Origin of the sequence: Gilliamella sp. M0320, from assembly GCF_016101635.1 — a bacterium.
GTDB classification, from domain to species: Bacteria; Pseudomonadota; Gammaproteobacteria; order Enterobacterales; family Orbaceae; genus Gilliamella; species Gilliamella apis.
The window spans coordinates 14,990-28,638 of the sequence record NZ_JACFQD010000009.1 but is presented as its reverse complement, the minus strand read 5'-3'; the positions used below and the strand labels follow the sequence as shown (position 1 = coordinate 28,638).

The 13,649-nt window shown below is 37.1% G+C and carries 8 protein-coding genes; all 8 read left to right on the top strand.

Going from position 1 to position 13,649, the window contains the following annotated elements:
- The first annotated feature begins 158 nt into the window (after positions 1-158).
- Positions 159-2,825, top strand: coding sequence for a pyruvate dehydrogenase (acetyl-transferring), homodimeric type (gene aceE, locus H3T83_RS10490; RefSeq protein ID WP_086357158.1), 2,667 nt, complete (start codon positions 159-161; stop codon positions 2,823-2,825).
- Positions 2,826-2,837: 12 nt separating this feature from the next.
- On the top strand, positions 2,838-4,430 hold the full coding sequence (gene aceF, locus H3T83_RS10485) for a pyruvate dehydrogenase complex dihydrolipoyllysine-residue acetyltransferase (RefSeq protein ID WP_198215724.1): 1,593 nt from the start codon (positions 2,838-2,840) through the stop codon (positions 4,428-4,430).
- Between the two features lie 16 nt (positions 4,431-4,446).
- Positions 4,447-5,871, top strand: coding sequence for a dihydrolipoyl dehydrogenase (gene lpdA / locus H3T83_RS10480; RefSeq protein WP_198215723.1), 1,425 nt, complete (start codon positions 4,447-4,449; stop codon positions 5,869-5,871).
- 423 nt (positions 5,872-6,294) lie between these two features.
- Positions 6,295-7,380: a peptide chain release factor 1 gene (prfA, locus tag H3T83_RS10475; RefSeq protein ID WP_065579244.1), complete on the top strand. Its 1,086-nt coding sequence runs from the start codon at positions 6,295-6,297 to the stop codon at positions 7,378-7,380.
- Positions 7,377-8,213: a peptide chain release factor N(5)-glutamine methyltransferase gene (prmC, locus tag H3T83_RS10470; RefSeq protein ID WP_065579243.1), complete on the top strand. Its 837-nt coding sequence runs from the start codon at positions 7,377-7,379 to the stop codon at positions 8,211-8,213. Before prfA ends, prmC begins: the two co-directional genes overlap by 4 nt.
- A gap of 17 nt (positions 8,214-8,230) precedes the next feature.
- Positions 8,231-9,085 carry a 3-deoxy-8-phosphooctulonate synthase gene (kdsA, locus tag H3T83_RS10465; RefSeq protein WP_086320205.1) on the top strand — a complete coding sequence of 285 codons (855 nt, stop codon included), beginning with the start codon at positions 8,231-8,233 and terminating at the stop codon, positions 9,083-9,085.
- Between the two features lie 442 nt (positions 9,086-9,527).
- A complete protein-coding gene (locus H3T83_RS10460) occupies positions 9,528-10,943 on the top strand; it encodes an OprD family outer membrane porin (protein WP_198215722.1) in 1,416 nt (471 codons plus the stop codon).
- Between the two features lie 9 nt (positions 10,944-10,952).
- On the top strand, positions 10,953-13,631 hold the full coding sequence (locus H3T83_RS10455) for a beta-N-acetylhexosaminidase (protein ID WP_198215721.1): 2,679 nt from the start codon (positions 10,953-10,955) through the stop codon (positions 13,629-13,631).
- Positions 13,632-13,649: the final 18 nt, after the last annotated feature.

Genomic DNA, 13,649 nt, shown 5'->3' with positions numbered 1-13,649 from the left:
AACCGTCAGTTTACTTTACTTTTTAATGGAAAATGGCAGACTGATATCATTAAAGCATCCGTAATGCGAAAGTTGGAGCTTGTAATTTTAGTTATGGCGTCTGTTATAGCTAAGGATAGCAAAAACTGCATTTTTTAAAACAAAAAAGAGGTTTTTATATGTCGGACATGCAAATGAATGATATCGATCCAGTTGAAACTAAAGATTGGCTGGAAAGTTTAGATTCTATTATTCGTGAAGAAGGCGTCGAACGTGCCCAATATATTATTGAGCAAATTGTCAATAAAGCTAGAGATGGAGGCGTTCCTTTACTGTTCGGTTCATCAACTAGTAACTATATTAATACTATCCCTGTCGATGAACAACCAGTCTATCCCGGTGATTGGGAAATTGAAAGACGTATTCGTTCTATTGTCCGCTGGAATGCAATGATGATGGTTCTTCGAGCTTCTAAAAAAGATTTAGAACTGGGTGGTCACATGGCATCATTCCAATCTGCAGCGACATTTTATGAAGTCTGTTTTAACCATTTTTTCCGTGCTCGCAATGAAAAAGATAGTGGTGACTTAATTTATTTCCAAGGTCATATCTCTCCAGGTATTTATTCTCGCGCATTTATTGAAGGCCGATTAACCGAAGAACAATTAGATAATTTCCGTCAAGAAGTGCATGGTAAAGGATTATCATCTTATCCTCATCCAAAATTAATGCCTGAGTTTTGGCAATTTCCAACTGTTTCAATGGGATTAGGCCCAGTTAGTGCTATTTACCAAGCTCGCTTTTTAAAATATCTGAATCATCGTGGATTGAAAGATACCACTGAACAAACCGTTTACGCATTTTTAGGTGATGGCGAGATGGATGAGCCAGAATCAAAAGGTGCAATTACAATTGCTACACGAGAAAAACTGGATAACTTAGTATTTGTCATTAACTGTAATTTACAACGCTTAGATGGTCCAGTTACCGGTAATGGCAAAATTGTTAATGAATTAGAAGGCGTATTTGCTGGAGCCGGTTGGAATGTAATCAAAGTGCTTTGGGGTGATCGCTGGGATAAATTATTACAAAAAGATAAATCAGGTAAATTAATTCGCTTAATGAATGAAACACTTGATGGTGATTACCAAACCTTTAAATCTAAAGATGGTGCTTATGTTCGTGAGCATTTCTTTGGTAAATACCCAGAAACTGCAGAATTAGTAAAAGATATGTCTGATGAAGAAATTTTCAGACTTAATCGTGGTGGTCAAGATCCAGAAAAAATGTTTGCTGCATTTGCTAGAGCAAAAGAAACCAAAGATCGTCCAACAGTGATTTTAGCACATACTATTAAAGGTTATGGTATGGGTGCAGCAGCAGAAGCTAAGAACATTGCGCACCAAGTGAAAAAAATGAATATGGATGGTGTTCGTCATGTTCGCGATTTCTTCAATATTCCTGTTACCGATGATGCTTTAGAAAAATTACCATATATTAAATTTGAAGAACATACTCCTGAATACAAATATATTCATGAACGTCGTCAAGCCCTACATGGTTATGTGCCGTCAAGATTGACTAAATTCTCAGGAACTGTATCAATTCCTCCTTTAACTGAATTTGCACCATTACTTGAAGCGCAATCGAAAGAAATTTCAACCACAATTGCCTTTGTTCGTGCACTTAACATTATGTTAAAAGATAAAGAATTAGCGCCTCGTTTAGTGCCGATTCTTGCTGACGAAGCTCGTACTTTTGGTATGGAAGGTCTATTCCGCCAAATCGGTATTTATAATCCGCATGGTCAACAATATACGCCACAAGATAGAGAACAAGTGGCTTATTATCGTGAAGATGAAAAAGGCCAAATCCTTCAAGAAGGCATTAATGAATGTGGCGCAACTGCATCATGGATTGCCGCGGCAACATCGTACAGCACTAATGATTACCCAATGATTCCATTTTACATCTATTACTCAATGTTTGGTTTCCAACGTATTGGTGATTTGATGTGGGCAGCTGGTGATCAACAAGCGCGTGGCTTTATGATCGGCGGTACTTCTGGCCGAACAACCTTAAATGGTGAAGGCTTACAACATCAAGATGGGCATAGTCATATTCAAGCGTTAACTATCCCTAACTGTGTATCTTATGATCCGGCTTATGCATATGAAGTTGCTGTTATTATGCAAGATGGTTTACGTCGCATGTATGGTGAACAAGAAAATGTTTACTATTATATTACTACACTTAATGAAAACTATGCTCAACCTGCAATGCCAGAAGGGGCAGAAGAGGGGATCCGTCGTGGTATTTATAAGTTAGATACTGTTGAAGGACAACAAGGTAAACCTACTGTTCAATTATTAGGTTCTGGTTCAATATTACGTCATGTTCGTGAAGCTGCAGATATTCTAGCTAAAAATTACGGTATTAGCTCAGAAGTGTATAGTGTAACTTCATTTACCGAATTAGCTAGAGATGGACAAGATTGTGAACGTTACAATATGTTACATCCGAGTGAACCAGCGAAAGTTCCTTATGTTGCTCAAATAATGAATAATAATCCAGCAGTTGTTTCAACTGATTATATGAAACTTTATGCAGAACAAATTCGTGGATTTGTACCCGCAGAAAGCTACAGAGTATTAGGTACTGATGGATTTGGTCGCAGTGACAGCCGAGAAAATTTACGTCATCATTTTGAAGTCGATGCATCTTATGTTGTGATTGCCGCATTAGGAGAACTAGCTAAACGTGGTGATATTCAAACAAGTGTTGTTGAAGACGCGATTAAAAAGTTCGACATCAATGCTGATAAGCTCAATCCACGTAATGCATAAGAGGTAAAAATAATGACTATTGAAATAAAATTACCTGATATCGGAAGTGATGAAGTTGAAGTAACAGAGATTTTAGTTAAAGTTGGCGACAAAGTGGATGTAGATCAATCGCTATTGACCGTCGAAGGTGATAAAGCGTCAATGGAAATTCCTGCTCCACAAGCAGGAATTGTAAAATCAATCATTGTTAAAATCGGCGATAAAGTTACCACTGGTGTAAGTATTATGGAATTTGATGACAGCGAAACAGAGGCTGCAGCAGATAAACAAGAAACGACCGCACCAGTTGCCGCACCATCAGCAGCCCCAAGCGCAAGCCAAGTGGTTGATGTTAATGTACCTGATATTGGTGGTGATGAAGTTGAGGTCACTGAAATTTTAGTTAAAGTTGGTGATTCAGTTTCCGTTGATGATTCTCTTATAACAGTAGAAGGCGATAAAGCCTCAATGGAAGTGCCTGCTACTATTGCCGGTGTTGTGAAAAGCATTTCAGTAAAAATTGGTGATAAAGTTAAAACTGGCTCAAAAATTATGGAATTTGAGACAGTAGCTAGCAGTGCACCAGTAAAAACTGATGTCGCACCTGTGGCAGCAGAAAAACCAGCTACTGCAGCTCCAGTTGTGAATACCAACAATAATTCTGCTGCGCCAGCCACACCTGCAAATACCAATGAATTTGTAGAAAATGATGCTTATGCACATGCAACTCCTTCTGTTCGTCGTTTAGCTCGCGAGTTTGGTGTTAACCTTGCTAAGGTACAACCGACTGGCCCTAAACATCGTATTTTACGTGAAGATATCCAAGCGTATGTTAAAAATGCGGTCAAACAAGTAGAAAGCAGTGCTGCAGGTGGTGCTCTACCTGGCTTATTACCTTGGCCAAAAGTTGATTTTAGTAAGTTTGGTGAAATAGAAAGCTTACCATTGACCAAAATTCAAAAGGTATCGGGTGCAAATTTACATCGTAACTGGGTAATGATTCCACATGTTACTGAGTTTGATGAAACAGATATCACTGAATTAGAAGCTTTCCGTAAACAACAAAATGCCGAAGCTGAAAAGAAAAAACTGGATCTGAAAATTACGCCACTAGTGTTTATTATGAAAGCAGTAGCCAGCGCTTTAACCGCTTATCCGCGTTTTAATAGTTCATTGTCTGAAGATGCACAAACTCTTATCATCAAAAAATACATTAATATCGGTGTAGCTGTTGATACGCCTAATGGTTTAGTTGTGCCGGTATTTAAAGATGTGAATAAAAAAGGCATTATTGAACTTTCTCGTGAACTTGCAGAAATTTCTAAAAAAGCACGCGATGGCAAATTAACAGGTAGCGATATGCAAGGCGGCTGTTTCACCATTTCTAGCCTAGGTGGTATCGGAACGACTTCATTTACACCAATTGTAAATGCACCTGAAGTAGGTATTTTAGGTGTATCTCGTTCTAGTATGAAACCAATTTGGAATGGTAAAGAATTTACACCACGTCTAATGTTACCTTTATCATTATCATTCGATCACCGAGTAATTGACGGGGCTGATGGTGCACGCTTCTTAAGCCATATTGTTAATGTTTTATCCGACTTACGTCGATTAGTGATGTAGTGGGGGGAAATTAATTATGAGTCAAGAAGTTAAAACACAAGTTGTTGTCTTAGGAGCTGGTCCAGCGGGTTATTCCGCTGCCTTCCGAGCTGCCGATCTTGGATTAGATGTTACCTTAGTAGAACGTTATTCAACTTTAGGTGGTGTGTGTCTAAATGTGGGTTGTATTCCATCTAAAGCATTACTCCATGTTGCTAAAGTTATGGATGAAGCCAAATCATTGACTGCGCACGGCATTCATTTTGGAACACCAAAACTAGAATTGGATAAAGTACGAGCTTGGAAAGAAAAGGTTGTTAATCAATTGACTAACGGCCTTGCTGGCATGGCTAAAATGCGTAAAGTCAATGTCATTCAAGGTGAAGCACAATTCACTGGTAGTCATACCATGGATGTTACTTCATCCAAAGGTATAACTAAAATTACTTTTGATAATGCTATCATTGCCGCTGGTTCAAGACCTATAACTTTACCTTTTATCCCACATGAAGACCCTCGCATTTGGGATTCGACAGATGCATTAGCATTAACTACTATTCCTAAAAAACTACTTTTAATGGGTGGTGGTATTATCGGTTTAGAAATGGGGACGGTTTATCATGCATTAGGCTCAGAGGTAGATGTGGTTGAAATGCTTGATCAGGTCATTCCAGCAGCCGATAAAGATGTGGTGAAAATCTTTACTAAACAAATTCAAAAGAAATTTACTTTAAGATTAGAAACTAAAGTAAGTACTGTTGAAGCAAAACATGATGCAATTTATGTCACCATGGAGAAAAAAGACGGAACCATTGAAACTCATACTTATGATGCGGTATTGGTTGCAATAGGCCGTACTCCAAATGGTAAACTGATCAACGCTGAAAAAGCTGGTGTAAATGTGACTGATCGTGGCTTTATCGAAGTCGATAAACAGATGAGAACAAATGTGCCTCATATTTATGCTATTGGTGATATTGTTGGTCAACCGATGCTAGCGCATAAAGGTGTTCATGAAGGTCATGTGGCAGCAGAAGTTATTGCTGGTAAAAAACATTATTTTGATCCAAAAACTATACCATCAATTGCTTATACTGAACCTGAAGTTGCTTGGGTAGGTTTAACTGAAAAAGAAGCAAAAGCAAAAGGTTTAGATTATGAGGTTGCTATATTCCCATGGGCGGCATCAGGTCGAGCGATTGCTTCTGATTGTTCAGAAGGGATGACTAAATTAATCTTTAATAAAGCTGACAATCGTCTTCTTGGTGGTGCTGTAGTTGGGGCAAATGGTGGTGAATTACTTGGTGAAATTACACTAGCAGTTGAAATGGGTTGTGATGCTGAAGATATTGCATTAACTATCCATGCTCACCCAACGTTACATGAATCAATAGGTTTAGCGTCTGAGATTTATGAAGGATCGATAACTGATTTGCCGAATGCGAAAGCAGTTAAAAAATAGAGACTTTTTATTTTATTGTTATCATTGAAATAATGCCGTTAGTTTGCTAACGGCATTTTATTTTTCTAATCAAGATTTTCAAAAATTTAAAATATTCAATATATTGGGTTATTGCTTAAAAAGCATCCAAATCAATAACATAATCAATCATAATGATGTTCATCATAGGGATAAACATTAAAGCCAAATTAAATACTACAGAGTCCTACGAAATTATCTGTACCAAACTCATTTAATCTTAATAGAAAATTTTGAGGAAAGGGGTTTTTTAATCAAAAATAACCAACTAATTTTAAAATAAATATAAAAAATAACCTTATATTAATGATTATTTCGCTATTATAAGTAGGAACTGTATTTTAAAGGCAATTAAGTATATAATGCCGGGCTAATTCATTTAATCATTAGCCAAAATACAGAGTTATGAAACCTTCAATTATCAGTAAGTTGGAAACGCTACAAGAGCGTTACGAAGAGGTTCAAGCATTACTATCTGATGCAGCGGTTATAGCCGATCAAAACCGATTTCGTACCCTTTCAAAAGAATATGCACAGTTAACCGATGTGGTTAAGTGCTTTGCTAATTGGAAGCAAACACAAGAAGATATTGAAACCGCAAAAATGATGCTTTCTGATCCAGAAATGAGTGAAATGGCTCAAGAAGAGTTAAACGAAGCATTAAGCCAAGTAGAACAGCAAGAAAAACAGTTACAAGTTCTATTGTTACCTAAAGATCCAAACGATGATTACAACTGTTTTGTTGAGGTGCGCGCTGGTACTGGTGGTGATGAAGCGGCTATTTTTGCTGGTGATTTAGCCAGAATGTATACTCGCTATGCTGAATCTCGCAATTGGCGTGTCGAAATCATGAGTTCAAATGATGGAGAACATGGCGGATATAAAGAAGTTATTATGTTAGTAAGTGGTGATGGTGTATATGGCCAGTTAAAATTTGAATCTGGTGGTCACCGAGTTCAACGTGTACCAGAGACTGAATCACAAGGACGAATACACACATCGGCCTGTACTGTTGCTGTTTTACCAGAAATTCCAGAAGCTGAAATGCCAGAAATCAATCCTGCAGATTTGAAAATTGATACTTATCGATCATCAGGGGCAGGTGGTCAGCATGTTAATACTACCGATTCAGCAATTCGTATTACCCATATTCCAACTGGCATTGTAGTTGAATGTCAGGATGAACGTTCACAGCACAAAAATAAAGCTAAGGCGATGTCGGTATTGGCTGCCCGTATTCAAGATGCTGAAATGCGTAAACGTCAACAAGAGGAAGCATCAACCAGACGTAATTTACTTGGTTCAGGTGATCGTTCAGATCGTATTCGAACTTATAACTATCCTCAAGGTCGAGTTACAGATCATCGTATCAATCTTACTATTTATCGTCTTGATGAGGTCATGGAAGGTAAATTGGATATGTTGATTGAACCAATTGTACAAGAATATCAAGCAGATCAACTTGCAGCGTTAGCGGAACAGGATGAATGACCTATTTACAATGGCTTAAATCTGCATCACAAACTTTAACCGACAGCGAAAGTCCAAAACGTGATGCTGAAATTTTATTAAGTTTTGTCACACATAAAACACGAACCTTTTTGATGGCTTTTAGTGAAACATTATTAACTGATGATGAACTAATTGCTTTAGATGGTTATTTAAAAAGACGTCAAGAAGGGGAACCGATTGCCTATATCACTGGAGAAAAGGAATTTTGGTCATTGAAGTTTAATGTTTCAAATTCGACCTTAATTCCAAGACCAGATACGGAAAAAGTTGTTGAATTAGGTTTAGAGTATTTGCCTAAAGTCCCTTGTGAGGTTTTAGATTTGGGAACTGGAACTGGTGCTATCGCGATTGCTATGGCCACTGAGCGACCAGATTGTTTATTTACTGCGATTGAGAAAAATAAAGATGCTTTGATTTTAGCCCAAAAAAATGCTAATCAAATAGGCGTGAACAATGTTTATTTTTTGCAAGGTGATTGGTATAAACCAATTAAAAATCGTAAATTCTCAATGATAACCAGTAATCCTCCATATATTGAGCCAACTGATATTCACCTATCTCAAGGCGATGTTCGCTATGAACCAAGAAGTGCCTTAGTTTCTGAGGATGATGGCCTTGCTGATATTAAAGTAATAATTCAAGGGGCTACCAAGCATTTAAATCAATATGGTTGGCTGCTTATCGAACATGGCTGGAAGCAGGGCTTAGCGGTACAAACTATCTTTAAACAACATGGATTTCAATTAGTTGAAACCATAACCGACTATAGTGGCAATGACAGAGTCACCCTAGGTCGTTGGTTTAAACCTTAACTAGGAATAAATTTATGATTAAACAAAAAAGAGTAAAAGTCGGTAATATTACGGTAGCTAATGATTTACCATTTGTATTATTTGGTGGTATGAATGTGCTTGAATCTCGCGATTTAGCGATGAGAATATGTGAGCACTACGTAACAGTAACCGATAAATTAAATATTCCTTATATCTTTAAGGCTTCTTTTGATAAAGCGAATCGTTCATCGGTTCACTCTTATCGAGGACCAGGATTAGAAGAAGGAATGAAAATATTCCAAGAATTAAAACAGCAGTTAGGGGTTAAAATTATTACTGACGTTCATACTGAAGAACAGTGTCAACCTGTGGCTGATGTTGTTGATGTTATTCAATTACCGGCTTTTTTAGCAAGACAAACTGATTTAGTTGTTGCAATGGCTAAAACAGGTGCTGTAATTAATGTAAAAAAACCGCAATTTGTAAGCCCAGGCCAAATGGGTAATATTGTCGAAAAATTTGAAGAAGCAGGTAATGACCAAGTGATTCTTTGTGATCGTGGTAGCTGCTTTGGTTATGATAACTTAGTGGTTGATATGCTTGGCTTTAATGTCATGAAGAAAGTCAGCCATGGATCGCCAGTGATTTTCGATGTAACTCATGCTTTACAATGTCGTGATCCAATGGGGGCAGCATCAGGTGGTCGTCGTGGTCAAGTTACTGAGCTTGCTCGTTCGGGAATGGCAGTGGGTATTGCAGGACTATTTTTAGAGTCTCATCCAGACCCGAGTAGTGCAAAATGCGATGGTCCTTCCGCATTACCATTAGCCAAACTCGAACCTTTCTTAAAACAGATGAAAGCCATTGATGAACTCGTTAAAAGCTTTGCAGAGCTTGATACTGAAAACTAATTTTAGTTTAACTTATTAATTATTAAGAGAAATGCTATGCATTTCTCTTTTTTATTGCCTGTTTTTTATCAGCGACTTGTTTTTAATTATTACTCTTTGCTAATTCCTTTCTTAATGTCATCGCCATGTCATCACTCCAAAAGTTATAAAAAATAATTAATTTATTCTGTAAAAAAAGCGTGGCGAATTTCACAAAAAAAAGCCAAATTTTTATTTTTTTGGTGATTCAGATCACGAATTTAGATCAATTAATTTGCGAACTAAAATATGTTTATGCATTATAAAAATGCATATTTATCCTATTTCTACCTTAAATATGTTCCAAAAATGTTGTTTAGATAGCAATTCAAAGTAGTAATAAATTCAGTTTGACTTATAAAAACCAATTAGTTATTAGGGAATTTAGTGGTCAGTTACACAGTATAATTTTAGGGAAGCAACTATGAATCATAATAATTTACCGGTTTTACCCTGTCGTTTTAATCTTTTTACTAAACTTTTTTTATCTATTACCGTGTTAACCAGTATATGTCCAGCACAAGCTGAGTATGTCAGTAATTTTGTCGATGATGCATCATTAACTGGAAACATATTTTTCTGGAATCGTGATCGCGAAAGAAAAAATCTTGACGAACATAAATACCAAAAAAACCTCAGACATTCATCATTTAATACCAATTTAGACTTTAGGTCAGGTTATATTGCCGATCGACTTGGTATTGAATTAGGTGGTTATGGCGCTTGGGAAGTCAGTAATGGCGGTAACGGGCATCCAAATGAGATTGGTTTTAGTGGTGCTAATACTCGTTGGAATGAAGATTGGAAAAAAGATGTTAGTGGCTTAAGTTTTTATAAAGCACAACTTAATTTTAAACTTGATGAGTTGTTTTGGATCAAGGCCGGTTATATTCAACCTTCTGGACAAACTTTATTAGCACCGCATTGGAGTTTATTACCTGGTACTTATCGTGGAGCAGAAGTTGGCACCGTACTTGATTTTGATGCTGCTGGTGCTTTATCCATGTCCTATATGTGGACAGATAAATACAAAGCGCCTTGGTATAAACGCCTCTATGAATTCAAACGCTGGGGAAAAGGCAAAAAAATCGATTTTTTACACTCAGCCGGTATGAAATATGATTTTAAGAATGATCTTGTACTCGAAAGCGCCTTTGGCCAAGCTCAGAATTATATGAATCAATTTTTTGCGAAAGCTTCTTATAAAACAGATGTGTTAAATAATCCATTAACCATGAGTTATCAGTTTTATGGCGCTAAAGACCAATCTCATAAAGGTGCCAATGTTTATGATGGTTTAGCGTGGTTGCAAGCAGCGACTTTAGGTTACCAAGTTGGTCCTGTTGGTTTACGACTTGAAGGTGTGTCTGTAAAAGCAGAAGGTGAACAAGGATTCTTCTTACAACGTATGACGCCCGATTATGCATCATCTAATGGGCGATTAGATGTTTGGTGGAATTCTCGTTCTGACTTTAATGCCAATGGCGAAAAAGCCGCATTTTTTGAGGTGACATATGATTTAGGCCATCTAAATCATTATTTGACTGGTTGGAAAACCGGTGCATCTTATGCTTATGGTTGGGATGCCAAACCAGATTCAAAAGCAAAAAATCAAAAAAATCGTTTAGTAGAATCGGCTTATAATTTTGATTTAGGTTATACAATTCAAGATACATGGGCTAAAGATACTTCATTCCAATTACACTACACTAAATATAACAACCATGAAAATCATATCAACAGCTGGGGCGGTGGTTATGGCAACATTTTCCAAGATGAACGTGATATTAAATTTATTGTTACTTTCCCTTTCACCATTTTCAATGCTAAACAAAAATAGGTAACCGATATGAAAAAGTTTAAATCAGCTATACTTGCTACTTCGATCACATCATTATTAACTCTAGGAGCCAGTCAATCAGTTAATGCTTCACAACAAATAGTTGATACGATGAGTTCACAACTGCGTTTAAATTATCAAATAGTCGATAATAATGCCGTTAATGATGGGGTAGATTGTGCAGCATTGGGCGCAGATTGGGCTTCTTGTAACAAAGTGACCCTAACGCTTAAAAACAACGGTCCAGCAATAACCAGTAAAGATTGGGCTATCTACTTCCATAATATTCGCATGATTTTAGCGGTAAATAATGACCAGTATAAAATTACCCACGTAACCGGTGATTTGCATAAATTAGAACCAACAGAAAAATTTACCAATATTCCTGCTAACTCACAGGTAACTATCCCAGTTATTGGTGAATATTGGCAAATAAGTGAAAGTGATGTGATGCCTCGCTGGTATGTAACTTCAACGGATGCTAAACCTAAAATAATTGCCAACACCAATACTGATTCTGATAATTTATCGGCATTTGTGGCTCCATTAGGTGAACAATGGAAGATATCACCTAATGACCATAATATACTGATGACTCCCGAAAACCGCTATCAACGAAATAATGATATTCAAAAAATTGATGCTGATTTATTAAAAGGTCAAATTTTACCAACACCAGTTAAATTAACGGTTGGTAAAGAATCTATTACCCTAAATCAAAGTGGTGTTAATCTCATACTTAATGGCTTAGCAAAACCAAGCCAATTAGTATTAGAAAAGCATTTCAAACAATCAAATATTGCTGTGACAAAGCAAGGGTTTAAAGTCAATGCATCAATTGATAAAACTGCATTTGAAAAAGGTGTAAATGGCAGTTATAAACTAGATATAACCCCACAAGGTGCAACTATCGTAGCATTTGATGAAAGTGGAATTTTTTATGCTGTAGAATCGATATTATCGTCAATAACAGTTAGTAAACCGCAAATTATTAACACACTTTCAGTTGAAGATGCCCCTCGTTTTGATTATCGAGGTATGATGCTAGATACCGGTCGAAATTTCAAAAGCAAAAAAGCGGTATTACAGTTACTTGATATGATGTCAAAATATAAGATGAATAAATTCCACTTCCACTTAAGTGATGATGAAGGGTGGCGAATTGAGATCCCCGGCCTACCAGAACTCACGGATTTTGGTAGTAAACGTTGTCATGATTTAACTGAAAAACAGTGTCTATTACCACAACTTGGATCTGGGCCAAATAGTGACAATAATGGCAGTGGCTACTTTACTCGCGCAGATTATATCGAAATCGTTAAATATGCCAATGCGCGATTTATTGAAGTTATTCCAGAAATCGACATGCCAGCCCATGCCAGAGCAGCTATTTTGTCAATGGAAGTGAGATATCAACACTTAATGAAGCAAGGAAAAACCGAAGCTGCGAATGAATATCGATTACTTGATCCTACCGATACTTCGAATACTACTACGGTGCAATTCTACAATCGCCAAAGTTATCTAAATCCATGTTTAGATTCTTCGAAAAAATTTGCTGATAAAGTAATTAGCGAAATAGCCAAAATGCACGTTGAAGCTGGACAACCGATTTCAACATGGCATTTTGGTGGTGATGAGGCTAAAAATATTCACTTCGGCAACGGTTATCAAGATATCCATGCAGCTAAAAAAGAGGCGGGTAAAGGTTTAATCGATCAAAGTGTCGAAGATCATCCATGGGCAAAATCACAAGCGTGCCAAACTTTTGTTAGTAAAGGTGTGGTAGAAAATATCGAGCATTTGCCAAGTTATTTTGCTATTGAAGTAAGTAAAATCATCAAAAATAATGGTATTAATCGCATGCAAGCTTGGCAAGATGGCGTAAAATTCGCTACCAATGCCAAAGCTTTTGCCACTGATGATGTTGTTGTCAATTTCTGGGATAATTTATATTGGGGCGGATACGATTCAGTCAATGAGTATGCCAATAAAGGCTACAAAGTGATAGTTTCAAATCCTGATTATGTCTATTTAGATATGCCTTATGAAGTTAATCCTAAAGAAAGTGGCTACTATTGGGCTGCGCGCTTTAATGATGAACGCAAAATATTCAGTTTTGCACCGGATAATTTACCACAAAATGCGGAAACCTCATTCGATCGCAACGGTGACGCCTTTGCAGCCAAAGGTACCATGGATTGGCCAGGCGCCTATGGATTATCAGCACAAATCTGGACGGAAAATATTCGTACCGATGATAAATTGGCCTACATGGCTTATCCTCGACTATTGAGTGTTGCCGAGCGGGCATGGCATAAAGCTGATTGGGAAACTAATTATCAAAAAGATCGCGAATTTGAAAAAGGTAAAACACAATATGTTGATCAGCAAAAACTGCTAAATGATTGGAATCAATTTGCTAATTTAATTGGCCAACGAGAATTAGCTAAATTAGATCTTGCTTCAATTAACTATCGCCTTCCTGTTCCTGGAGCGAAGATTGAAGATGGCAAATTAGTTGCTAATGTTGTTTTTCCTGGCTTAACTATCGAATATTCAACCGATAAAGGCGAAAATTGGCAGGCTTACAACGGCCCTGTAGCGATAAATAACAACGCTTCGGTTTCGCTTCGTACAGTAACCGCTGATCATAAACGAACTAGCCGTGTTGAACAATTAAATTAAATGTTAACACTGTTCTTA

Bases quoted from the DNA above. Each gene is read 5' to 3' on its own strand.
- lpdA (WP_198215723.1), top strand. From the start codon at position 4,447: ATGAGTCAAGAAGTTAAAACACAAGTTGTTGTCTTAGGAGCTGGTCCA.
- H3T83_RS10460 (WP_198215722.1), top strand. From the start codon at position 9,528: ATGAATCATAATAATTTACCGGTTTTACCCTGTCGTTTTAATCTTTTT.
- aceF (WP_198215724.1), top strand. From the start codon at position 2,838: ATGACTATTGAAATAAAATTACCTGATATCGGAAGTGATGAAGTTGAA.
- prmC (WP_065579243.1), top strand. From the start codon at position 7,377: ATGACCTATTTACAATGGCTTAAATCTGCATCACAAACTTTAACCGAC.
- prfA (WP_065579244.1), top strand. From the start codon at position 6,295: ATGAAACCTTCAATTATCAGTAAGTTGGAAACGCTACAAGAGCGTTAC.
- aceE (WP_086357158.1), top strand. From the start codon at position 159: ATGTCGGACATGCAAATGAATGATATCGATCCAGTTGAAACTAAAGAT.
- H3T83_RS10455 (WP_198215721.1), top strand. From the start codon at position 10,953: ATGAAAAAGTTTAAATCAGCTATACTTGCTACTTCGATCACATCATTA.